The sequence below is a fragment of the Paenibacillus fonticola DSM 21315 genome (genome assembly GCF_000381905.1).
GTDB classification, from domain to species: domain Bacteria; phylum Bacillota; class Bacilli; order Paenibacillales; family Paenibacillaceae; genus Fontibacillus; species Fontibacillus fonticola.
In genome coordinates, this window is sequence record NZ_KB907247.1 from 45,257 (window position 1) to 68,432 (window position 23,176).

A 23,176-nucleotide genomic window follows, 5' to 3' on the forward strand; every position below is an offset into this window, starting at 1 on the left:
GCTATTCTCCTCTCGAAGTATTATCCCTAGGCTGAAATGTCTCTGCCCGCTGATTACTGCTGCCAGACGGCCTATTTATGATGGCTTGGACGATGTCCTTCCTGTGGAACGGAGACAACGGTGACAAATAGGGAACGCCGTATGACTCGAGATAGGCTAAATAAAAGACGAGGCCGATCACGCTGACCAAGAATCCGAACATGCCCAGGATGGAAGAAACAAACAGGATATACAAGCGAAATTGCGAAACTGTTCCTGTAAGTGATTGGTTCACAAGGGTGTAGGTCGCTACCATTGAGATGGCAACCGCTACGATAATCGTCGGCGAGGTGATGCCCGCCCGAATCGCGGAATCGCCGATGATCAGTCCGCCGACCACGGTTACCGTCTGTCCTACAGTCTTGGGCAAACGCCGTCCGGCTTCATTGAAAATTTCAAACAAAAACAGCATGATGAAGGCCTCCATCTGAACGGGAAAGGGAAGGCCATGCCGTGAGTTGCTGATCGTTGCCAGCAGGGGGAGCGGTATCTGCTCCAAATTAAAGCTTGTTAGTGCGACATAAAACCCTGGCAGCAGCATGGAGATCAGCAGGCCCAAAACGCGGAGAATTTTCTGCATGGCTACAACGTAACTGGAAGTATTCTCATCCTCCGGTGAAGTAAAAAGGGTGATGATCGACACGGGAGCAAGGATGGCCACTGGAATGCCGTCCACGATGACGGCAAATTTCCCTTTTAGCAGTGCATCAACGGCAAAATCAGGCCGCCCGGTGTAATCAGATAATGGGAAGAAGGCACTTTTTTTATTCGCTACGATACTCTCAATGTAAGATGTGCCTACAATCGCGTCGGTGTCGATTTTGCTTAAATTTGTACGTATTTTCTGTAGTATTTCTTCGTTAATAATGTCCTGAATATAAAAAAGGCCGATCTTATTCTCGCCTCGCCTCCCGGCAGTAAAATGTTCCACACAAAGGGAATGCGTCCGCAGGCGCTTGCGCAGCAGTCCCGTATTTGTAGTCAGTTCCTCGGTGAACCCGTCATGCGGTCCCTTGATGGAGGGTTCCGTCGTAGGCTCCTCGGGGGTGCGGGACGGCGGGGCGGCAATGTCGAGACTGAAAAAGGCATTTTGCTTCTGAAAATAGATGATTAAGCTTCCGCTGTACACCTTCGCGGTTAGATCCCGCAGCAATGTGTTTTTGGGCAGTAGGCTTAGAGGAAGATGGCGGTTACGCTGGATATTTTGGACTGTTGGTTCGGGGAATTCCTCGAATAGTGCTGTCAGGCCAGGTAGGGCAGTCTGGTTCAACTGCTTCGTGTCCGTTACGGCTTCGCAATATATGATGGTGACAGGCTGTTTTGCTTCTTTGTCCCCTCCTTCCAGGTCGTGAATGAGAACATCGGCCGATTTCGAGAAATATTCCCGCAAAAAGGAAGTGTCGATATGATCGGGTTCTCTCAGTGCCCGTGATGACGATGGATCAAGTATCATGTGCGGGATTCTCCTTTCTTATGGGCTGAAATAAAGACGGCAAGGGCTAGCAGCAGGGTAACGATCAGAATGAGGCCCGTATTGAACGGAAACATGAACCGGATCATCAGATGCTGAAATTGGATATCCGTAAAGGTGGTAAGGCACAGCAGGGTCAAGCCGATGGCGTAAAGCAACAGCAGTGCACTGCGCTGGCGCTTCTTGCTGATGTTCCATATGTCCGTCGCGATGAATAAAGCTACGGCAATACGGACAGTTACTCCGGCCAGCCATTGGTAGATCGAGAAGAAATCGGTCTGGGAGACGTATTTTCCAAACCCAGCGATCCTCCACTGTTCATAGGCGGGATAACGCTGCAGGGACGCTTCGTGCGGATTGAATTCGGCGATGGAACCGGTAAGCGGGCCAAGTGTTAGACCGACAAGAATGAAGCCAACGATCACAAAATGCTTGTTCGTCAAAGGTGCTTTTAAATAAGGCTGCAGAAACAAAAGAAAGAAAATTTCGAACAACCCTGTGCAGGCGTAAATTATACCCTTAAGCGGGGGAGCCCAGCCATGCTCCAGAAGCGGCAGCAATTGGTGGTAATCTTTGTATTGAACATTAACCGTCGCTACATAAAATCCCAAAAGAACAACGAACGGCAGCAGGACGCCGGAGGCATAGGCCATGGAGTTTACTCCCAGCTGAGCGGCAATCAGGCAGATCAGCATTAACACGGCGGCCGTGATGATCATCGGCGTGTAGGGCAGAAACGTTACCTTCGTCCACATAATGGTGTCGAACAGAGCGAACCAGGCCGTGCCAAGAAAATAGGCGGCGGAAATGAATTTGAATGGTACGGACACCATTTTTCCGTAGCTGTTTTCAAGCCAGTCGGGCAGGGACTTGCCTCTGGTACGGGCAGAAATATACGTAATCAGCAGCGTAAGCAGGGCAAATGGCACGATCGATAGAATGACGGAAAACCAGGCATCCCTCTTAGCGGTCTGAAGCAGCGCGGGAATAATAAATACATGGTTGGTGATGCCGACCGTGAGCATGATGGTCATAATTGCTTGCAGGGCCGTAGGCTTTGGGGGATTCATCCGCATTCAGTCTCCAGTCTGTGATTCAGATGCGTTTAGTATTTTCCAAGCGGAAGAAGGATATGCAGACGTATAATTTTCTCGCTAGTTGGCGAATCTATTGATAGATTCATAGCTTGATAGAGGAGAGATGATGCGGGTGAAAAATCGTTGGGGAATTCTTACTATAGCTATTGTGATCGGCGTAATCATAATTAGATCGTTGAACACTGCCGGAATAACCGCTAATGCGGATGCCGCATATGCGGCGGAGGCTGCATCGTCCCGAGCACAGCTTGGAAAACTGTTGGCTGCAAGCGAAGGTTTACTCCAGGGGAGTAGGCAAGCCACCGTGAAATGGCAAGGGGAATGGCGTACAATGTTGTCCTTGGAGGTAGCGGGGGGGCGGCTCGCTGATCGTTTGGGACTGGCGGATCGTTATACGGAAAAGGTGCATGGAAATCAGGTGTTTTACGCTGAGGGAGCTGCCGTAGGAGCGGAAGACGCGATCCATAGCAAGCTGGCGTTGACACTACAGGAAGAAGGTAGCTACTATGTCGTTCTGCGGCTGGAAAATAGCACCGACGAAGGCTTGCAGCGGCTGCCGGAGGTTGGGGAGAGCTCGGGCGAAGCCCTTCTCAGGGAGGGAGTAGACGCCAAATGGAATGCAGCCCTGCAGGGGGAAGCTATGGAGGTGGATAGTGCGCAGGGATTGCCGGATTTTGTGCCGGATGATTCTGTCGGACCAGGGGGTGAAGTTCAGGCTATGCCTGTACAGGCTGTGTTTACAGCGCTGGAGTCGCGCGTGAAGGAGCAGTTGAAGCTGCGGGCAGTGGAGAGCTTTGCAGATGAGCGGACGGTTAGCAGATCTTATGCTGCGGAGGATTTGCCGCTTAAGGTGCAAAGCGCCGGGCAAGAGATCAGCCTGCAGTTCGCATTGCATTGGAATACAGAGTTGGACCATTATGACGTATCTATCGGCTCACCGCTGCTGACCGTCGAATATTAATTGTTCTTAGATAAATATTAGATGAATTTTCGAAGGACATAACTAAAATTGATATGAATTTGATGGCATCCTTGTAGTGAATATGCTAAAATATCATCACATGCTTTGATGCTGTATAAGGTTAAGGCATTGATGGGAGAATGAATAAATATACACTATATTTTATAGAAAGAATGAGGAGCCATGACTGAATTACAAAATCTAGAGTCACTGAAAACACCAGGGGCGGTTTATTTCATTTTCGGAGCAACCGGAGATTTGGCACGCCGCAAGTTGTTTCCCGCCATATATTCCTTGTATCGCGAAGGGAAGCTCGGAGAAGATTTTGCGGTTATCGGCGTGGCGCGACGTCCCCGCACAAGAGAAGAATTCCGTGATGATGTGTATCGTTCCATTCAGGAGTTTTGCCGTTATAGCGTAGAGGATAATGCGGATTGGAGTCGTTTTGCAGAGCATTTTTCGTACAAATCACTCGATATTAACAATATAGACGGGTATCGCGAGCTGCTGCAGCAGACGGAGGAAGTGGAGGCGCGTTATGACATCCCTGGAAACCGTTTGTTCTATCTGGCGCTTGCTCCGGAATTGTTCGGCAGCGTATCGTTCAATTTGCAGAAAGGCGGTATGCTGGACAGCAGCGGCTGGCATCGTCTCGTGATTGAGAAGCCGTTTGGATATGATCTTTTGTCCGCTCAGAAGCTGAACGAAGAGCTGAACCAAGTATTCAAAGAAGAAGAAATATACCGGATTGACCACTACCTCGGTAAAGAGATGGTACAGAACATCGAAGTGATTCGTTTTGCGAATGCCTTTTTCGAACCGTTGTGGAACAATAAACATATTGCGAACGTTCAAATTACGCTGAGCGAGACCGTAGGTGTAGAGGAACGCGGCGGATATTATGACAATGCGGGAGCTTTGCGCGACATGGGGCAGAACCATATGCTGCAATTACTCACGATGATTGCGATGGAACCGCCAAGCCGGCTGCTTGCCGAGGATATCCGGGATGAGAAGGTGAAGGTGCTTCGTTCCTTGCGTCCTTATTCTTCACCGCAGGAAGTGAAGGAGAACGTCGTACGCGGGCAATACGCTGCAGGCGAGAGCGGCGGCAAAGCATTGCCTGGCTATCGTCAGGAGGATAAGGTTGACCCGAACTCCAATACCGAAACGTATTTTGCAGCCAAAGTATTCGTGGACAATTTCCGCTGGGCGGGGGTTCCATTCTATATTCGTACAGGCAAACGCCTGCCGGTTAAGACGACAGAAGTCGTAGTTGAATTCAAGCAAATGCCGACGAATGTTTATCTTGGCCAGAAGCATAAGCTTGAGCCGAACCTGCTTGTGATCCGTGTAAATCCGATGGAAGGGATTTATATTAAGATCAACGCGAAGAAGCCGGGGACGGAGTCGCAAATCAATCCGCTGGCGATGGAGTTTTGCCAGAGCTGCCAGGTAGGCATCAACTCTCCGGAAGCCTACGAGCGTCTCATTCACGATGCAGCCAATGGCGATTCCACTTACTTTACACGGTGGGATGAGGTAGCTACAGCGTGGGCCTTCGTTGACCGTATCGCGTCCGCATGGACTCAAGAATCCGGCGATATTAGCACATATGCCGCAGGATCGTGGGGACCGGAGGAAGCGGATCAGCTGCTAGCGCAGGATGGCTTCCATTGGTGGCCGGTAAATGGCCAGGAAGAAGACAACGTAATTTGGATTAAAGGTTAACAAACTATAGGTCAATGATATATCCAATCCGTCCATCGCCATTTATGCTGGTGGGCGGATTTTCTCCTGAACAAGCGCAGAAGTGACGGAGCGCTGCTTGGTTGCATAGATAAACAGAAGTAACAGAACGCTGCTAAATTGCATACGATAATATGAGTTAATTCAAGACATCCTCGATATCTCCCAAGATGCGAGGGTGTTTTTGCGTACAAAGAGACAAAATATGTTACAATATACAACATGAATTTGTGGAATGAGAGGACTAGTGATACATGAGCAAAGCATTGGGGCAAGTGCTGCAGGAGGAAGTGGATAAGCGGCGGACGTTCGCGATCATATCCCACCCGGATGCCGGGAAAACAACATTAACCGAGAAATTATTGCTGTTCGGCGGTGCGATCCGTCTAGCAGGGTCCGTCAAGGCTCGCAAAGCAAGCAAGCATGCGACAAGCGACTGGATGGAAATCGAGAAGCAGCGCGGAATTTCCGTCACTTCTTCCGTCATGCAGTTTGATTATAAGGGTCATCGGGTCAACATTTTGGATACCCCGGGCCACCAGGATTTCAGTGAAGATACTTACCGTACATTGACTGCCGCGGACGCAGCAGTCATGCTGATCGACGTGGCCAAAGGCGTCGAGGTGCAGACAATCAAGCTGTTCCAGGTTTGCGCCAAGCGGGGCATTCCAATCTTCACCTTTATCAACAAGCTGGACCGGGAAGGCCGAAATCCGTTTGATCTTATGGAAGAGCTGGAGCAGGTGCTCGGCATCCGTTCCGTGCCGATGAACTGGCCGATTGGCTCTGGACGCGAGCTGTCCGGCATATACGACCGGATGAACAATCAGGTTGAATTGTTCCAGGGGGACGATCATTCCCATATCCAGGTGAAAAAGGTCGATAGTTACCGGGACCCTGCGATTCGTGAGCTGGCAGGCGAATTTCTTCATGATCAACTCTGCCAGGATTTAGAGCTTCTCGATGTGGCGGGCGATCCTTTTGATATGGAGAAAGTAAGCCGCGGGGAACTGACCCCGGTCTTCTTCGGCAGCGCCGTCAACAATTTCGGGGTCCAGACGTTTCTGGAAAATTTCCTGCGCCTTGCTCCGAAGCCGGAACCGCGCCACAGCTTGACTGGACTGGTCCAGCCGACGAACGAGAAGTTCTCCGGCTATGTGTTCAAAATCCAGGCGAATATGAATCCTGCGCACCGCGACCGGATTGCTTTCCTGCGTATCGTGTCAGGCAAATTCGAGCGGGGGATGTCGGTAAAGCATGTCCGGGCGGGCAAAGAGATCAAGCTGTCCCAGCCGCAGCAATTTCTGGCCCAGGACCGGGATATCGTCACTGAGGCTTATCCTGGCGATATAATCGGATTGTTCGATCCCGGCATTTTCCGGATCGGCGATTCGCTTAGCCAAGGAAGCGAGATCGAATTCGATGAGCTGCCGACGTTCTCTCCTGAGATTTTCGCCAAAGTCACCGTGAAAAACGCTTTGAAGCATAAGCAGTATCAAAAGGGGATCGATCAGCTTACGGAAGAGGGAACGATTCAGGTGTTCACGACGGTTGGCTTCGAGGATACGCTGCTGGGCGTCGTAGGGCAGCTCCAGTTCGAGGTATTCGAGTACCGCATGAAGGCGGAATACGGCGTCGATGTGCTGCTGCAGCGCATGCCGTTCCAATTCGCGCGCTGGATCGTCGCGGACAAGGTGGATCCTGCAAAATTTCGGATCAATTCCACACTGGTAACGGATAAGAAGGGCAATTATGTCGTCCTGTTCGAGAACGAGTATGCGATGAGAACCGCGATGGATAAAAATCCGGACGCGAAGTTTTTAGAGACTGCTCCTTAAAGTAAAAGCTGATTAAGACGGATTCATTAACAGCAGAATCCGGCAGTAGCTTGGTAAAAGTTCAACAGTAGGCCGGAGCAGACTGATTGTAATGATCGCTAAGGCCAGTAACTATAACTAAAGGAAAGGAAGCCTCCTCGCCAGTTTACGCTGGACAAGGGGCTTCCTTTGTATTATCGCGGGCTTTCCTTATTTCAATGGCTTGAGATTGGCAGAGACAAGCTCCTTATCCAGGATTGAAATCAACTCATCCTTTTTGGCGTTGTCAATGCTCTTCCAGATGAGCTCGAAGACGACACCCAGACCGGGGAGCGCGGCCTCCTGGGCGTCGATAGAGCCTTCTACCATGTCGCGCAGGCCGGTTTCATTTTTGCCATGCATTTTATGCATAACCGCTTGTCTCAGGTCAAGAGTAATTGGCATACAAATCCCTCCTTGAAATAGTCAGTGCCCAAATGTTAATGTTCCCGTTGTACGCTGCGAAAATACAAGTTTGCGGCAGGTTATGGTATACTATTTCGCATAAATAATGATTCGGGCAGGTGGAAGCATGGCGCAAACTGCAAAAAAACAATACGCCGTCATCGGCATGGGCCGCTTCGGGCTTAGCGTGGCTAGCGCGCTTAGCGGCATGGGCTTTGATGTGCTGGCAATCGATGCGAACGAACACCGGACGCAGGCGGTATCCAATATCGTTACGCATGCCGTTTCGGCTGACTCTACAGATGAGGAGGCGCTTCGCGCGCTGGGCATACGGAATTTCGACGTCGTGGTCGTGGCGATCGGCGAGAATATTCAGGCCAGTATATTGACGACACTGATTTTAAAGGATCTTGGCGGACCGATCATTATCGTTAAAGCCCAAAACGAGCTGCACGGTAAGGTTCTGAATAAGATTGGGGCGGACAAGGTCATTTATCCGGAACGGGACATGGGGCTGCGCCTCGCCCATCACTTGACCTCACCGAATATTTTGGACTATATCGAATTGTCGGACGAATACAGCATCGTTGATTTGCAAATTACGAGAGCGATGGTCGGCAAGAACCTGAAGGAGCTCGACATTCGGGCCAAATTCGGCTGTAACGTCATGGCGATTAAGACGGGCAGCAAAATGAATATTTCGCCGGCGGCCAACGATCGGCTTGAAGAAGGCGATATACTTGTCATCGTAGGCGAGAAGAACGATCTGACGAAGCTGGAGCTGGCTTATTCGGAATCATAATGTAGGGGGATGAATTAACCGATGCAGCAAATTACTTCTTCGCATAATCCCCGCGTGAAGGAATGGGCCGGGCTGCTTGAGAAGAAAAATAGGGACAAGCACCGGAAATACTTGATAGAAGGCATTCATTTGGTTCAGGAAGCGCTAAAGGCGAGCGTTGAGCTGGAATGCGTATGCTATGAGATCGAGCGGGGCATCCCTGCGGAATTGACGCAGGCTGCGTCTGCATCTCTTGATGTGGAATGGGTGGCTGTGACGGCCGCCATTATCGCCAAGTGCACCGATGCCAAGACACCGCAGCCCGTATTCGCGGTCGTCCGCAAGAGCGGCGATGAGCTGGAGCCCTTGCTGGCGGAGGAGCGCAGTCTCGTCGTCGTCCTCGATGGGGTGCAGGATCCGGGCAACGTCGGCACGATCATACGCAGTGCGGATGCCGTAGGGGCGAGCGGTGTAATCGTCGGCGCGGGCTGCGCGGATATATATAATCCGAAAGTAATTCGCTCGACGATGGGCTCGCTGTTCCATTTGCCCGTCATTGAAGGGGACCTGGCCGACATTCTGCCCCAGGCCAAAGCGCGGGGCATCCGGCTCGCCGGTACCAGCCTGCAGGCGGCGGAAAGCTGCTATGCCTATGACTTTACAGGGCCGGTATGGCTCCTGTTCGGCAGTGAGGCGAGGGGGCTCAGCGCGAACGTGCGGGAGCTAATGGACGACGGGCTGCTTATTCCGATGCGGGGGCAGGCAGAATCGTTGAACGTGGCGATGGCCGCGTCGGTGCTTCTGTTTGAAGCGCAGCGGCAGCGGTATTTTAATTAAACAAAATTCCTGTCGACGATTCTAAATAACATCCAGGGATAAAAATAACTGTCCACAAATGCACAAAGACTGGAAAAGATCAATCCTCACCGATCATTTCCCAGTCTTTTTCTTTTCAAGCTCTTTCATAATTCGAATTAACAAGGTCTTTAAACTTATTATTTTAGAATACTGCAAAAAATTCAATAAAATAATAACATTAATAACCAGTGAAACGTTTACTACTAAAGATCAATATCTAGTTGAATAATGCGGGAGGAGACTGTAATGTCGTTAAAAGTAAATGATGTAATTAAATCTTATCCTGGCAGTGAGTTTCGTATTCAAAATATTAATTTAGAAATTGAACAAGGAATGTTTGGTTTGCTGGGCAGGAACGGTGCCGGGAAAACTAGTCTTATGCGGATCCTTACTACTTTATTAGAGCCTTCTAGTGGGCAAATTTCTTTATATGGCGTTGAATATGGAAATAAAAATAATGATACGTTAAGACGGATGATTGGTTATCTTCCACAAGAACTTGGCTTATATCCAGAGCTGACGGTATATGAAACACTTGATTATTTTGGCATATTAAACAAAATTCCGGCTCGCAAAAGAAAAGTGTCTATCACCGATCTTTTGAATGAAGTCAATTTGTTTGAAGACCGGTTTAAAAAAGTGAAACATCTTTCTGGCGGAATGAAACGAAGAGTAGGCTTGGCGCAAGCTATGCTGCATAATCCCAAAATGATCGTAGTGGACGAACCCACCGCAGGGCTGGATCCGGAAGAAAGAATTCGCATCCGAAATTTGTTGGTCGATTTCAGTAAAAAATCGATTGTATTGCTGTCAACGCATATTGTCGAAGACATCGCAACGACCTGCACAGATTTAGCTATCCTGGAGAAAGGGCAGATCAGCTATCATGGAACCGTGAAGCAGTTGATTGCAGAAGCGGAAGGGAAAGTGAGAAAAGCGACGGTTCAATCGATGGAAGAGCTTGATCTTATTAGAAAGAAGCATACTGTCCTCTCAAATATCCACCTGAAAGATGGCATCGAGGTGCGGTTTATCAGCCAGGATGAACCCGGGTTTGAGAGCGTTATTGAATCGCCTAATATTGAAGATGCTTACATCCTCTACACCGGGGGTGCAGTCGGTGCATAGTATCTTGGTCTTACTGGCTTTAACGAAAGTTGAGATGAAACGGCAAATGAAAAGCCTTTCGTTTTGGCTTGTGTCTTTTATTTTTATATTTTTTATATATACAGAAGTATCGCCTTACCTAATCAATTATCCGATTGAGAGCCAAAAAAAACTCGACCAATTAAAGAAGCAGGGAGCATACGGGGATTTTTATGTAAATAAGACGGTTACAGACAAAATGAATGATGTAAAAGAGTACTTATCCAATTATATGAAGTCCGATATTCCACAGGAAAGAAAAGCAGAGCTCGATCTTCTTTTAAATGAAATTAATGAGGGAAGCAAGGGACTAGGGGAAGTATTAGCTTATTTTGAAGCTTCAACATCGGAAAACGCAGCGAATGAGTTAGCGGTCATTAGATCTATTATCGATACGGTAAAAAGAGAAGCCACACTGGAGGAAGTCCAAGCCAAAGTAAAGACCGCACTTGAAAATTCGCCTTTTTCTGTTTATATATCGAAAATCTACGGAGATCGAACAACTGCTTTGTTGAATTTTTTAATGCTTTTCATATTTGCATTTCTGTTCGCTAGAGATCACAAAAACCAACTGGGAGAAATTCTTCATACCAAGGCAGTGAAGCCCTATGAATACGTCCTTGGAAAGTATTTGGGTGCTTTAATTCCTTTATTGGCATTAGTGCTGATAACGGCACTCGTTGTTGATTTTTGCATGTACATTAACTTTTTATCGCATCCGGATTATAAAATCAATCTGTTGAATATTGTTAACTATACATTGCTGTTTCCCGTTGTTTCGCTACTTTTTTCAAGTGCTCTTGTTACTTTTCTGGCTTTGGTTTTTAAAAATGGTTTTGCAGTAATCCCCGTATACGCTGCTTATTACATGTTCGCGATTAATCCAGATGTCAGCTTTTTTGGCACTGCAAACTTGTTGGATATGCTGATCAGAATGAAGGGCAATTTCTTAACGTTGATACCAGATGCTGAATGGAGGAGCATCTATTTTAATCGAGCATTTTATATGTTGCTGACCGCCATACTTCTGTCGCTGGCTTCAACATGCTGGAAATATAGCACCCGACAAAAAAGAGGGAGGAAATGGGCGACATGAGTTCCATAGGCAATCTTTTTAAATATAACTTTAAAATTATGCTAAGCAACAAATATATCGTTTGTGCGGTGTACTGCATTTTATTCCCGTTCTTTTTGAACTTTACTATACCCGAATATGTTATGTTTGAAATCTACTTTTCAATTATTGGGATCGTCGCTTTGACGGATATTTTTAGAATAGAATCTTACCATGGTATAAGTGAAATGATCTTTATAAACAATTTTCGTAGAGTTGCAACAGTATGTATACGTTTAATTTGGAGCATGATGTTTATAGTGCTATTGTCGATATTAAGCTATGGAACGATGTATTTGAAACAGCAATTGTTTCCGATGAATCAAGCGTGGCTCCCATCTTACTGGCCAGCATTGGGCCTCTCCTTGTCTACGAGCCTTTTTCTAGGCTGCATCAGCATGACGATAGCGAATTTGACTTCGAATGTGATACTCGGGTATATCGCCGGATTTTTTTACTGGATGATTTGTTTGGTTAACCAAGGATATCCGTCCATTTTGCATTTGTTTCAATACAGCAACTTTGTAGGCTTAAGCTATGAAGATCATTTTTTGGAGATAGGGCTCAGTAAATTACTTTTTATCGTGATCACTATCATTTTAGCTCTAAGCAACTTGCTCCTGTTACGGAAAAGTCCGATCAATACAAGAAGATTAATTCCATTTGGAAAAAAACATTAAGGCACTATAGAGCGGAATTGAGCGAAATAAACAAACCGTCGTCCAAAATAAAGCGCCCAACCTCTCTAGGAGCAGAGGTTGGGCGTTTTGGCTGAAGTTACAATTCGGGAAGATCCTGCGGATTATCCTTCTCGGAAGGTCTTTCAAGCAATCCGCCGATGCCATAATCGCTGACATTTTTAATGAACTGCAGCGCTTCGGCACGGGTTAAGGCACTACTGCCGTCAAAGCTGGCTACGCTTGTGACGCCGGGCTCCTTACCCTGGGCCAGCCCAAAAGCCAGCACGTAGTGAATGGCGTGATATCCACTGAAGTTGACGCCTTCCGTAGCGGTGATCAATTCGGCGACCTGCTCCCGGGAGATCGGCCGATTTCGTGAAGCCGCCTCCTCGTAGCCCTGAAGCGGATAGTTCAATTGCTCTGCCCGAGCGTAATAAGCATTCGCCCAGTGGCTTTGCGGAGAAGACGATGCCAGCTCCGGCTCGAATGCCCGCAGCAGCATGGCGAGGAATTCAGCCTCGCTCACCGTTTGCTGCGGCTTGAATGTTCCGTCGGCGTACCCTTTGACCATTTCCCTGGAAATGGCCCAGTGGACCGTCTCTTCGTACCATGAGCCCTTCTTGACGTCCGTGAAGGAGAGCTGCTCTGCGGCATGGAGCGTTGATGGCTGTGCTGCCCCTAAAAGGGACAAGGCCAGTACAGATATTACGGTTAGTTTAGTGAATGTTCGAATTTTCATAGTTACAAACCCCTATCTCGTTGTGAACTCTAGCATCAACGGGTTTTTCAGCTCAAAGCTGTCGGCCGAACGCAAGCTCGATTTGCCTCTTACTGTCGTGTCCAAGATGATGGTGTAGGTTTCTTTGGAAGCAAACTGCCCCTTCTTCGGCGTAACATGAATTCGATTGAACAGAATTTTGATCTCTACCGAATCCTGTACAGCCTCACCCTTGCTGTTGAGAACGAAGACGTTTTCGCCAGGCTTAAGTGACGATGGATCAATGTATTTATAGTTCGCGCTTTTCATGGCCACTTGAAGGCTGATTCCAATTGGCACGCTAGAGCGAAGTCCCTGTCTGGATGGAAGATCCTGGAGGCCAAGCTCTTTCTTGAGGTGTTCCAATTCCTGACGGAACTCTTCGCGCATTTCCTGATCGGTCACCCCTTGAATGGCCAGGCCCTGAACGGCCATCTTGGCCTGGACGAAGTCGCCGATCGTTAGCGTCTGCTTGGCTTTGTCCAGCGATGCTTTTGCTTCCTGGAGCTGGCTCACTGCACCCGCGTCCGCATTGCTCTGCTCCCCGATTTGAGCCGTATTTCCGGTTGGAGCAGGTGTTACATTAACCGGCACCTGGATGGTTCCCCCTGACGGGCTCGATGGTCCCCCTGCCGAAGGAGGCGTCGAAGGGCCAGGGTTATTCACGACCGGAACGGCCAGGGTTCTTGCTGTCAGCGAAGTCCCGTCCGATACATTGCCATGAGTGTCCACGGTCTTGACGACGATGCTATAGGCGGTGTCCGCAAGCAAACCGGTAAAATTGTAGGATGCCGCCGCAGTATCGGCCATGTAGTTATTGTTGATATACAGCTTAACCTTGGCGAAATCCGGGTCGGCCGGGTTGCTCCAACGCACCTGCAGCGAAGAACTCGTCGCGTTCACCAACGCCAAATGAGTCACTTCCGCCGGCGGTGTTGTATCAACTGCAGGCGTTTCATGGCCAGGGTCTTCCGGGTTCACAGGGGCAACATCATCTGCCGCTTGGGTTGAAGCGGTAAGGGATACCCCCGACGAAATGTTCCCGGCAAGGTCTACAGTCTTCACCACAAAGCGGTAGCTTGTATCCGGGGTCAGCCCGTCGAACTTATAGGCTGTTTCCGCGGTCTCGTGCACCTTATTCCCGTCGACATACAGATAGACCTTGGCAAAGTCAGCGTCTAGCGGATTGCTCCAGGACAGCTTCACATAAGTGGATGACGTTGCCGTTACCGTCAAATTCGTTACTTCTGCCGGGGCGGCCGTATCCGGTACCGGAGGAATATCCTGGGTAGTGGCCGTGATCGTCTGGCCCGAAGATTCGTTTCCGCTCCAATCCGCGGATTTGATGGTGATCGTATAGGACGTGCTTGGCTGCAATTGGGTCAAGGTAAACGATTGACTGGCTGTGTTGCTTATTTGAACGTCATTGGCGTATATGTTATTGACTGCAAAATCAGAACTTATTGGATTGTTCCAAGTGAGCGAAATCGTCGAATCGGTTTTGCCTGTCACTTGCAGATTTGTGACGTTCGCCGGCGGAGTTTGATCGAGCGACCGATTGAAGGTCACCGAACCATAACCATATTCGGTATCCCGTCCGGCAGATCCCAGATCCATGGCATATTTTCTGATTTCCTCACGCAACTGCACGTTGGTCATTCCAGGATTTTTCTGCTTGAGCAGGGCAATCATGCCGGAAACATGCGGAGCGGCTTGCGACGTTCCGCTGGATGTGGCATAAACGGGAGTGCCGTTGTTCACATACGTGGAATAGACGTTAACGCCTGGCGCGGCGATTTCGACTTCAGCTCCGACGGAGGAAAATGCTCCGCGCACGTTGTTGGCATCCACAGCCGCTACGGCGATGACACTATCATATTTAGCAGGATAGTTGATCGTATAAGTGTCTATGGGAACATAAACAACATTGTCGTTTTCGTCTTTGATCGTCTGGCTGTTTCCAGCCGAACCGACGACAGTGATTCCCTCCGCATAGGCCCGATCTACCATTTGCTGCAATGACTCGGAATGCGTATCTGTTCCGAGAGAAAGGTTAATAATATCCATCTTGTTCTGGATCGACCAATCGATTCCCTCAAGAATGTTCTGGAGGCTTCCTTCCCCTTCTTGATCCATCGCTTTCACGGCATAGAGCTGAACGTCGGGAGCAATCCCAGCCATGCCGATGTCATTGCTCTTCGCGGCGATGATGCCGGCGACATGCGTGCCATGTCCATTATCATCTGTGTAGTCATTCGTATAATCCATGGACGAGAAACCGCCGGCTATCGTTAATTCTGGATGCGGGTAAATACCGGTATCAATGACGGCTACTTTGACGCCTCGGCCACTATAGCCTTCGTTCCACATGACAGTCGGCTCTATGGCCTGAAAGCTCCATTCGGAATGGTCGGAAGGAACGGAGGCTGCCTTGAAATCCTCGTCCGTGATCCGGAAGGTAATGTTGCGCTCGATCAGCGCGATGTTCGGATCGGCTGCCAATACAGATAGATCGCTATTGCTCACTGTAGCGGCAATGGCGGGAATGGTGTCGAACTCATGCAGAACATCAACACTTTCGTTATAGACCGCTTCCTTGCCATCCTCGTTATTGTAAATGACAATGACCTCTTGCTCCATTTCTGACAGCGGGTTATTGGCGCTGGCCAGCCCAAGTCCTAGCGCTCCGATATGGAGCAGCAGCGACAGGGTGAGAACAGATGCGATAATCTTGCTTGTTAATCTGCTCATAGAGTGTAAATCTCTCCCTCTTATTCATTTGTGAAATTCAAGATGCAATTGAAGCAGATTCACTCCTCTCTGCCTGAATGATATGCGATTCTATCAATATATCGGCAAATAAGTGAGCAATATTAATACAATTAAAGACTTTAGTCCTATGGAAAAACATGACTATTGCCCTTGACAAAACGTCATACAAAGCACATAATACAATTAACAAATCGTTAATTGTTAGATGTGAAGGGATGAGGAGGCTTAAACGCAGCATGTCGAACGAACAGGCATTGCAGCAATATGACGTAAAGAAATATAGAACGCCGGACGGCTACACCTCGGACATCGCGGTATTCACCATAAGGTCTACGAAGACCGAAATGTTCAAGCCGCCCCTGATGGAGCTGCAAATTATGCTGATCCAGCGCAGCATGGTGGATAGCGAGGGACGCCCCAATATCGAAGCGGGCAAATGGGCTTTGCCCGGCGGCTTCGTGGGACCGCATGAGACAGCCTTCCAATCGGCTGCCCGGGAATTGAAAGAGGAGACGGGTGTCGATCATATTCATCTCCAGCACTATGGCGTATACGATGCTCCGGGCCGCGACCCGCGGGGCTGGATTATTTCCAACGCCCACTATGCAATCGTCCCGGAGTACCAGCTTGCTGATCGTGAGGCGAATGACGATGCAAGCGCAGTTGAGCTGTTTCCCGTGGATGAGGTTCTGAAGCTGGACCTGGCCTTCGACCATGCAGAAATTATCGCCGACGCGCTTGAAGTTATCCGGCATAAGATGCTTGAGACAACTGTGGCCAAGGAGTTCCTCCCGGCGGAATTTACGTATTCCGAGCTGCAGGCCGTGCTGCTGACGGTGACCCAGGATTCTGCGATCGCTCTGGACGCCGCGTTTGCGCGCAAAATCAAAACCTTGCCTTTTATCGAGGAAATTCAAGGGAAGAAGACGACGCGCACGTCGAAGAAGCCAACTCAGTTGTACCGTTTCGTGGATACCGTAGTGAGCAGCTCGATCTACCACGCCAGAAAGTAGTTTTTTGCATCGTGTGGTTTATGAAAATGTGAAGTAACAAAACTATAAGTGTTAAACCAAAGAGGAGGATTTAATGAAGATGACTATGACTACTAAGAAAAAAGCGTTGATTAATGTTGATTACACGTACGATTTCGTAGCTGCGGAAGGAGCATTGACCTGCGGCGAGCCGGGGCAGGCGATTGAGGGGCAGATAGCAAAGCTCACTAAGGAGTTTATTGAACGGGGCGACTTTGTAGTGCTGGCGATCGATCTGCACAAAAAGGGCGATACGCTGCATCCGGAGACGAAGCTGTTTCCCCCGCATAACATCGAAGGGACGGCTGGACGGAAGCTGTACGGAGCGCTGGACGAGGTGTACCAGGCCCATAAGGACGCGGCCAATGTTTATTGGATGGATAAGACGAGATATAGTGCGTTTGCGGGCACTGATCTTGAGCTGGTTCTTCGCACCAGAGGGATTACGGAGCTGCACCTGGTTGGGGTATGCACAGATATTTGCGTGCTGCACACGGCGGTGGATGCATACAACAAAGGGTTTGAGGTAGTCATTCATAAGGATGCTGTAGCGAGCTTTGACAAGGAAGGGCATGCGTGGGCGCTAAGGCACTTCAAAGGAACGCTTGGGGCAACGGTTTTATAAGAAGCGGAAAGGGGAATAAGATAATGAGCACTCCAACGGACATTCAGCTTCCGCAGGCGCCTTATGCGGACGACGGGCTGGCACTACACACGGATAAATACCAAATCAATATGGCCGAGGCCTATTGGCGCGATGGAATACATAATCGTAAAGCGGTATTTGATGTCTATTTTCGCAAAATCCCATTTCAAAACGGTTATGCCATTTTTGCTGGACTGGAGCGGGTGGTTCGTTATCTTAAGGCGTTCAAGTTTACAGAGAACGATCTTGCTTATTTGCGGGAAGAAGGCTACGGCGAAGATTATTTGGCCTATCTCGAAACGCTGCGGTTTACGGGAACAGTTCGCTCGATGAGGGAAGGCGAGCTCGTTTTTGCAAATGAACCGATTATGCAGATCGAAGCCCCGCTTGTGGAGGCGCAGCTGATTGAGACGGCTGTGCTGAACATTGTCAATTATCAGACACTGATCGCCAGCAAAGCATCGCGCATTCAGCAGGTGACCGAAAACGGAGTCACCATGGAGTTCGGTACTCGCCGTGCCCAGGAGATGGATGCTGCGATTTGGGGGACGAGAGCAGCTTATATTGCCGGTTTTGCCGCCACATCTAATGTGAGAGCAGGTAAGCTGTTCGGTATACCCACTGTGGGCACGCACGCTCATGCGATGGTTCAGGCCTACCGCGATGAATATACCGCTTTTCGCAAATATGCGGAATTCCATAAGGACTGCGTCTTTCTGGTGGATACGTATGACACACTCCGCTCGGGGGTGCCTACCGCCATCGAGGTAGCTAAGGAGTTCGGCGATCGGATCAACTTCAAGGGCATCCGCTTGGACAGCGGGGATTTGGCGTACTTCTCCAAAGAAGCCCGCAAAATGCTCGACGAGGCAGGTTTTCCAGAGGCGAAAATTTATGCCACGAACGATCTCGATGAGCATACGATCATGAATCTGAATGCGCAGGGTGCAAAAATCGATGTTTGGGGCATCGGGACCAAGCTGATTACCGCGTATGACCAGCCTGCACTCGGGGCGGTTTACAAATTGATTTCCATCGAAGATGAGCAGGGTACAATGGTAGATACGATCAAAATCAGCTCGAATCCTGAGAAAATCACGACGCCCGGGCGCAAAAAGGTGTACCGTATCATCAACAAAAGGAACCGGAAAGCAGAGGGCGACTATATCGCCCTGGAATACGAAAACCCGCAAGACGAGAGCCGCCTCAAAATGTTTCATCCCGTGCATACTTATATCGCCAAGTTCGTCACGGATTTCGAAGCGTGTGAGCTGCACCAGACGATTTTCCAAGATGGGAAACTAGTGTATGAGCTCCCGAGCCTGCTAGAAATCAGGCAATTTGCGGCGGATAATTTGGAAGTGCTGTGGGAGGAATATAAACGTCTCTTGAACCCGGCGGAATATCCTGTTAACTTAAGCCAGAAATGCTGGGACAATAAGATGAGGCTAATTGAGGAGGCACAGCAAAAGGTTCAACAAAGGGTCCAGCAAAGAGAGACGGAATCGTGACCGGATGAAACTTAATGCTGAATGATGGCTTTTCAAGCTGTTCAGGGTAATGATAAGTTTATAGACAGAGTAGAAGGGAGCAGCGCATACCATGTCAACGGATAACAGACAGAAGCAAATTACCGAAGCTTTGCACGTTAAGCCGAGCATCGATGCAAAGGCGGAAATCCGCAGCAGGATCGACTTTCTGAAGGAGTATTGCCAGAAGGCTGGGGCGAAGGGGTACGTCCTCGGCATTAGCGGAGGGCAGGACTCCACGCTGGCTGGCCGGCTGGCGCAATTAGCCGTAGAGGAGCTGCGCGCTGAAGGCTACGAAGCGACGTTCTATGCGGTCCGACTGCCTTACGGGGTGCAGCAGGATGAGGCCGACGCCTTGGCGGCGATGGCGTTCATTCAGGCGGATCAGGAATTCGCGGTGAACATCCAGGAGCCGATTATGGCTTTCGCCAACGTATTTGAGCAGAGCACCCAGCTCGAATTATCCGATTTTAACAAGGGCAATGCCAAAGCGCGCTTGCGCATGATCGTCCAATATGCGATCGGCGGAGAGACCGGCTGCCTCGTCGTCGGTACGGACCATGCTGCTGAATCGGTTACGGGCTTCTTTACGAAATTCGGGGACGGAGGCGCAGATGTTCTGCCTCTGGCCGGACTCACGAAGGGGCAAGGGCGCGAACTGTTGATGGAGCTCCAGGCTGCTGAGCAATTGTATTTAAAAATACCGACGGCCGATCTGCTGGACAACAAGCCGCTGCAGTCCGACGAAACCGAGCTTGGCATTACGTACGAGGTGCTGGACCGGTATTTGACAGGAAATGCCGTTGATCCGCAGGAGCAAGCCAAGATCGAGAAGCGGTACGCCGTTTCCCGGCATAAGCGGGAGCTTCCGGCCACGCCTTTCGATACGTGGTGGAAATAAGCCTGATTAGGAAAGTTGAATGAAAGGAAGCATTATGAAGCAGGAACAAAGCTTTTTTACCCGCAAAAAACAACAAAATAACGTAAATCTGAATGAAGTGCAGCAGCAGGCGGTTCTGTATACAGAAGGCCCGCTGCTGCTGCTTGCTTCTCCTGGCTCGGGCAAGACGACAACACTGCTGATGCGGATCGGTTATTTAATCGAAGAGAAGGGCGTTCAGCCTTCCCGCATTAAGGCGATTACCTTTAGCCGGGCTGCTGCCGGAGACATGAAGGAGCGGTTCAGGCGCTTGTTTCCCGAGCTGCCACCGGTTGATTTTTCAACGATCCATAGCCTTGCTTTTGAAATCGTCCGGGAGTATTTCCGCAGTGAAAAGCTCTCCTTCCAAATTATCGAGGGTCACGGAGCGGCACAAGAGCCGAATTCGGGTCCGGGTTGGGGGTGGGGGTCGGGCTCTGGCTCTGGCTCTGGCTCGGGGGCAACAAGCGGTCCAGATGCTCTCATTGCTCCGAGTGCTTTGGGTGCTCCTGCTGCTTTCGCTGCTCCGGGTGCTCCTGCTGCCGTGCATAATGTGCATAAGAAGCTGATCCTCCGCGACGTTTACAGGACGGTCACGGGGGAGAACGTAACGGACGACCAGTTGGAAGATTTAACGACTTATATTAGCTATATCAAGAATAAGCTGATTCCGGAGAGCCGGTGGCGGGAAGTACCCTGCAGTGTGCGCCAGGCGGAGCGGATTTTGGCCGAATACGAGAAATATAAAAAAGCGCAGCCGGACGTGCTCTTGATCGACTTCGACGACATGCTGACCCTCGCGAATGACATTCTCGGCAAAGATGCCGGATTGCTTCGTAAATATCAGCGCCGCTATGATTATTTGCTGACCGACGAAAGTCAGGACACATCGCTAGTTCAACATGCGATCGTCGAGAAGCTGGTGATGGAGCGCCGGAATCTGTGTGTTGTCGCCGATGACGACCAATCGATCTACAGCTGGCGAGGGGCGGAGCCGTCCTATTTGCTGCAATTCAAGCAGGTGTACCCCGAAGCGCGGATTTTATATATGGAGCAAAATTACCGCTCCTCTAAAAATATTGTCGAGACGGCTCGCCAGTTCATTCAGCGGAACAAAAATCGATACGATAAGGCGATGTTCACGGATAACGGGGAGCAGTTGCCGGTCTCTATCAAGTGTTTGCCTGATTACAAGCAGCAGACGAAATATTTGGTCGAGGAGATTCGCAAGCTGGACCGTTTAGGAGACGTCGCCGTGCTCTACCGGAACAATTCTTCGTCCATTGATTTGATGAATCAATTCGATCGGGCCGGCATTCCGTTTTATATGCGCGATGCGGACAATCGCTTTTTCTCCCATTGGATTGTGCAGGATATTCTCAATTTCATGAGGATGTCGTATACGGATCGCCGGCCGGATCTTTTAGAAGCGATTCATACGAAATTCAACGGCTACATTACGAAGCGGCAAATGGCTGCGCTGAAGGAGATTCATAACAGCGAATCGGTGTTTGATAATTTGTTGAATTATGTCCCGCTGCAGGATTATCAGCGGAAGCAGTTGCCCCAGTGCAAATGGATTTTCGAGCAGATGAGAGGGATGCCGCCTTTGGAGGCGATTGATGTCATTCGGACGAAGCTGGGTTACGACAAGGCTCTCGATAAAATGTGCGAGCGTCTAGGCTTCCGGAAGGAGCATTTGCTGGGCATATTGAATTCCCTGGAGGAAATCGCGGAGTCTTTGGCATCTATGGAGGAGTTTGCGCAGCGCCTCAAGCATCTGGAAGCCTTGCTGAAGTCCTCCAAGTTGAGAAAGGGCCGTCACGCCGTCACTTTTTCGACATTTCACAGCGCTAAGGGGCTTGAGTTCGAGCGCGTGTATATGATCGATCTCGTCAACGGAATAATTCCGTCGGCAGAGGATCTGAGGGGAGGCGACCGGAACGGCGTGCTGATGGAGGAGGCAGCCCGGCTGTTCTACGTTGGCATGACAAGGGCCAAAACGCAGCTTGAGCTGCTCACCTACCAGCAAAGAGAGGGGGAAAGGGCCGTTGAATCGGCGTTTATAGCCGAGGTGCGGGATATCCTGAGTCCCCCGCAGCTTAGGGTAAGCTTGGACTCGGCTCTGCCGGTAAGCAGCAGGGCTCTTGGCCAATTCAGCAGAGGCGGAGCAGCCGCTGGAACGACAGTTGGTGCAGTCGCAGGCTCAGCCGGTGGGGCAGCAACTGTTGCAGGCTCAGCCGCTGGCGCCGCAACTGTTGCAGGAACTAGTGCAGTCGCAGGCTCAGCCGCTAAGGCAGCAACTGTTACAGGAACTAGTGCAGCAACTGGCTTAGCAACTGGTGCAGCAGCTGTCTGCGTGCTCCCGGCCGGCGATGCGCCTCCCTCGCTGAACGCGAATACGATTCGTTCGGTGGAGGAGTTGTCCCCCGGAATACAGGTTCTTCACCGTGCATTCGGATGGGGAGAAGTGGTCAATGTGTCGGGGCCTGCAGACCTGATCGAAATGCGGTTTGCAGCTGGCGCCAAGCGATTGTCGGTTCGGACATGCCTGGACATGGGGCTGCTTGAGCTTCCGGGGACGGTGGAGATGCCGCCGGAATGATGAGGCTGTCCAACTAAGTCCTTAAAATTTAAGTCAGACGGAAACCACCGTATGGGCACTGTCCCCTTAAAGTTAGATTTTGTACTCTAACTTTCGGGGCAGTGCCGTTTTTTCGTTTGATTTTTTTATACATTTGCTTTGCTTTTGCTGGTGTTATGTAGTTGGTAATTGTTTGCCGGCGGTTGTTTGCCAGCTGTGCGATTGTGCGACTGTGCAACTGTGCGACTTCGTGGCTTGGAAGACTGGCTGGCTTTGTTGCTGAATGGCTTGGGTAGCTGAATGGGCAATATGCGTAAGTGAACATAACGGGTTACGGACACAGGGGACGTTATTTGCGAAATAAAGGGGAATTTGGAGAGCTAACGGACCTACGTTCCGCTATTGATCCCAAAAACCAGTTTATTGCAGTCCGATTGCTCGAATAACGGAACCAGGGTCCGTAAGCATCGGAAAAGGGGCCAATCTCGACAAATAGCGGATCTCCTGTCCGTTGCAATGAACGTCTTAGCTACGCCCTCCGTAATTAACCTGCCTGAGCACGTGGCGCGAGAGCAAAAATGTGAGCGACGGTCGGCACATTGCTATACGTGGACTGGTTACCGCATGTTCTGCCTTCGTCAAGGAAAGCTCTGCAAGCCGCCCTTGGTTAGGATAGCGGAGTAATCGAGACGGCGTACGAGGAGATATGTACAAGGAGGTTGCATGAGACGGCGCACGAGGAGATATGTACAAGGAGGGGGCATGAGACGGCGTACGAGGA

At 49.9% G+C, this 23,176-nt stretch carries 18 protein-coding genes; 13 read left to right on the forward strand and 5 right to left on the reverse strand.

Features of this window, described 5'->3' with window-relative positions:
- Position 1: 1 nt before the first annotated feature.
- Positions 2 to 1,492 (reverse strand): spore germination protein, encoded by a 1,491-nt coding sequence (locus tag G358_RS0103675; RefSeq protein ID WP_019635843.1) that lies wholly within the window; start codon positions 1,490 to 1,492, stop codon positions 2 to 4.
- On the reverse strand, positions 1,489 to 2,580 hold the full coding sequence (locus G358_RS31165; RefSeq protein ID WP_019635844.1) for a GerAB/ArcD/ProY family transporter: 1,092 nt from the start codon (positions 2,578 to 2,580) through the stop codon (positions 1,489 to 1,491). Before G358_RS31165 ends, G358_RS0103675 begins: the two co-directional genes overlap by 4 nt.
- A 139-nt stretch (positions 2,581 to 2,719) precedes the next feature.
- Between G358_RS31165 and G358_RS0103685 the strand changes: the two genes are divergently transcribed.
- The 3 genes from G358_RS0103685 to G358_RS0103695 all read left to right on the forward strand — a co-directional run bounded on the left by G358_RS0103685 (position 2,720) and on the right by G358_RS0103695 (position 7,155).
- Positions 2,720 to 3,568, forward strand: coding sequence for a hypothetical protein (locus G358_RS0103685; RefSeq protein WP_157274251.1), 849 nt, complete (start codon positions 2,720 to 2,722; stop codon positions 3,566 to 3,568).
- A 183-nt stretch (positions 3,569 to 3,751) separates the two neighbouring features.
- Complete coding sequence (gene zwf / locus G358_RS0103690) at positions 3,752 to 5,299, forward strand: glucose-6-phosphate dehydrogenase (RefSeq protein WP_019635846.1); 1,548 nt, start codon at positions 3,752 to 3,754, stop codon at positions 5,297 to 5,299.
- Positions 5,300 to 5,571: 272 nt separating this feature from the next.
- A complete protein-coding gene (locus tag G358_RS0103695; protein ID WP_019635847.1) occupies positions 5,572 to 7,155 on the forward strand; it encodes a peptide chain release factor 3 in 1,584 nt (527 codons plus the stop codon).
- Positions 7,156 to 7,344: 189 nt separating this feature from the next.
- On the opposite strand, the gene sspI is transcribed toward G358_RS0103695, so the two are convergent.
- Positions 7,345 to 7,578 carry a small acid-soluble spore protein SspI gene (gene sspI, locus G358_RS0103700; protein WP_019635848.1) on the reverse strand — a complete coding sequence of 78 codons (234 nt, stop codon included), beginning with the start codon at positions 7,576 to 7,578 and terminating at the stop codon, positions 7,345 to 7,347.
- 127 nt (positions 7,579 to 7,705) lie between these two features.
- Between sspI and G358_RS0103705 the strand changes: the two genes are divergently transcribed.
- The 5 genes from G358_RS0103705 to G358_RS32855 all read left to right on the forward strand — a co-directional run bounded on the left by G358_RS0103705 (position 7,706) and on the right by G358_RS32855 (position 11,955).
- Positions 7,706 to 8,380: a potassium channel family protein gene (locus G358_RS0103705; RefSeq protein ID WP_019635849.1), complete on the forward strand. Its 675-nt coding sequence runs from the start codon at positions 7,706 to 7,708 to the stop codon at positions 8,378 to 8,380.
- A 21-nt stretch (positions 8,381 to 8,401) separates the two neighbouring features.
- Positions 8,402 to 9,196 carry a TrmH family RNA methyltransferase gene (locus G358_RS0103710; protein WP_019635850.1) on the forward strand — a complete coding sequence of 265 codons (795 nt, stop codon included), beginning with the start codon at positions 8,402 to 8,404 and terminating at the stop codon, positions 9,194 to 9,196.
- Positions 9,197 to 9,463: 267 nt separating this feature from the next.
- The gene (locus tag G358_RS0103715; RefSeq protein ID WP_019635851.1) at positions 9,464 to 10,345 is read left to right on the forward strand and encodes an ATP-binding cassette domain-containing protein; all 882 of its coding nucleotides are present in this window, start codon (positions 9,464 to 9,466) and stop codon (positions 10,343 to 10,345) included.
- On the forward strand, positions 10,338 to 11,459 hold the full coding sequence (locus G358_RS0103720) for an ABC transporter permease (protein WP_019635852.1): 1,122 nt from the start codon (positions 10,338 to 10,340) through the stop codon (positions 11,457 to 11,459). Before G358_RS0103715 ends, G358_RS0103720 begins: the two co-directional genes overlap by 8 nt.
- Positions 11,460 to 11,703: 244 nt before the next feature.
- On the forward strand, positions 11,704 to 11,955 hold the full coding sequence (locus tag G358_RS32855; RefSeq protein WP_157274252.1) for a hypothetical protein: 252 nt from the start codon (positions 11,704 to 11,706) through the stop codon (positions 11,953 to 11,955).
- Between the two features lie 299 nt (positions 11,956 to 12,254).
- On the opposite strand, the gene G358_RS0103730 is transcribed toward G358_RS32855, so the two are convergent.
- Complete coding sequence (locus G358_RS0103730) at positions 12,255 to 12,896, reverse strand: S-layer homology domain-containing protein (protein ID WP_019635854.1); 642 nt, start codon at positions 12,894 to 12,896, stop codon at positions 12,255 to 12,257.
- A 12-nt stretch (positions 12,897 to 12,908) separates the two neighbouring features.
- Entirely contained in the window at positions 12,909 to 15,665 is a 2,757-nt protein-coding gene (locus G358_RS31535) for a S8 family serine peptidase (protein ID WP_019635855.1), read from the reverse strand.
- Positions 15,666 to 15,922: 257 nt separating this feature from the next.
- Here G358_RS31535 and G358_RS0103740 point away from each other — a divergent pair, with 257 nt between their 5' ends.
- The 5 genes from G358_RS0103740 to G358_RS33610 all read left to right on the forward strand — a co-directional run bounded on the left by G358_RS0103740 (position 15,923) and on the right by G358_RS33610 (position 22,416).
- Positions 15,923 to 16,699: an NUDIX hydrolase gene (locus G358_RS0103740; RefSeq protein ID WP_019635856.1), complete on the forward strand. Its 777-nt coding sequence runs from the start codon at positions 15,923 to 15,925 to the stop codon at positions 16,697 to 16,699.
- A 73-nt stretch (positions 16,700 to 16,772) separates the two neighbouring features.
- A complete protein-coding gene (locus G358_RS0103745; protein ID WP_019635857.1) occupies positions 16,773 to 17,342 on the forward strand; it encodes a cysteine hydrolase family protein in 570 nt (189 codons plus the stop codon).
- A 23-nt stretch (positions 17,343 to 17,365) separates the two neighbouring features.
- Complete coding sequence (locus G358_RS0103750) at positions 17,366 to 18,874, forward strand: nicotinate phosphoribosyltransferase (protein ID WP_019635858.1); 1,509 nt, start codon at positions 17,366 to 17,368, stop codon at positions 18,872 to 18,874.
- Between the two features lie 91 nt (positions 18,875 to 18,965).
- Entirely contained in the window at positions 18,966 to 19,793 is an 828-nt protein-coding gene (nadE, locus tag G358_RS0103755; protein WP_019635859.1) for an ammonia-dependent NAD(+) synthetase, read from the forward strand.
- A gap of 34 nt (positions 19,794 to 19,827) precedes the next feature.
- The gene (locus G358_RS33610) at positions 19,828 to 22,416 is read left to right on the forward strand and encodes an ATP-dependent helicase (RefSeq protein ID WP_026342040.1); all 2,589 of its coding nucleotides are present in this window, start codon (positions 19,828 to 19,830) and stop codon (positions 22,414 to 22,416) included.
- Positions 22,417 to 23,176: the final 760 nt, after the last annotated feature.

What these genes read in the sequence shown, in the direction of transcription:
- G358_RS0103675 (WP_019635843.1), bottom strand. Translation starts at nt 1,492, where the DNA reads ATGATACTTGATCCATCGTCATCACGGGCACTGAGAGAACCCGATCAT.
- G358_RS31165 (WP_019635844.1), bottom strand. Translation starts at nt 2,580, where the DNA reads ATGAATCCCCCAAAGCCTACGGCCCTGCAAGCAATTATGACCATCATG.
- zwf (WP_019635846.1), top strand. Translation starts at nt 3,752, where the DNA reads ATGACTGAATTACAAAATCTAGAGTCACTGAAAACACCAGGGGCGGTT.
- G358_RS0103695 (WP_019635847.1), top strand. Translation starts at nt 5,572, where the DNA reads ATGAGCAAAGCATTGGGGCAAGTGCTGCAGGAGGAAGTGGATAAGCGG.
- sspI (WP_019635848.1), bottom strand. Translation starts at nt 7,578, where the DNA reads ATGCCAATTACTCTTGACCTGAGACAAGCGGTTATGCATAAAATGCAT.
- G358_RS0103705 (WP_019635849.1), top strand. Translation starts at nt 7,706, where the DNA reads ATGGCGCAAACTGCAAAAAAACAATACGCCGTCATCGGCATGGGCCGC.
- G358_RS0103710 (WP_019635850.1), top strand. Translation starts at nt 8,402, where the DNA reads ATGCAGCAAATTACTTCTTCGCATAATCCCCGCGTGAAGGAATGGGCC.
- G358_RS0103715 (WP_019635851.1), top strand. Translation starts at nt 9,464, where the DNA reads ATGTCGTTAAAAGTAAATGATGTAATTAAATCTTATCCTGGCAGTGAG.
- G358_RS32855 (WP_157274252.1), top strand. Translation starts at nt 11,704, where the DNA reads ATGTATACGTTTAATTTGGAGCATGATGTTTATAGTGCTATTGTCGAT.
- G358_RS0103730 (WP_019635854.1), bottom strand. Translation starts at nt 12,896, where the DNA reads ATGAAAATTCGAACATTCACTAAACTAACCGTAATATCTGTACTGGCC.
- G358_RS31535 (WP_019635855.1), bottom strand. Translation starts at nt 15,665, where the DNA reads ATGAGCAGATTAACAAGCAAGATTATCGCATCTGTTCTCACCCTGTCG.
- G358_RS0103740 (WP_019635856.1), top strand. Translation starts at nt 15,923, where the DNA reads ATGTCGAACGAACAGGCATTGCAGCAATATGACGTAAAGAAATATAGA.
- G358_RS0103745 (WP_019635857.1), top strand. Translation starts at nt 16,773, where the DNA reads ATGAAGATGACTATGACTACTAAGAAAAAAGCGTTGATTAATGTTGAT.
- G358_RS0103750 (WP_019635858.1), top strand. Translation starts at nt 17,366, where the DNA reads ATGAGCACTCCAACGGACATTCAGCTTCCGCAGGCGCCTTATGCGGAC.
- nadE (WP_019635859.1), top strand. Translation starts at nt 18,966, where the DNA reads ATGTCAACGGATAACAGACAGAAGCAAATTACCGAAGCTTTGCACGTT.
- G358_RS33610 (WP_026342040.1), top strand. Translation starts at nt 19,828, where the DNA reads ATGAAGCAGGAACAAAGCTTTTTTACCCGCAAAAAACAACAAAATAAC.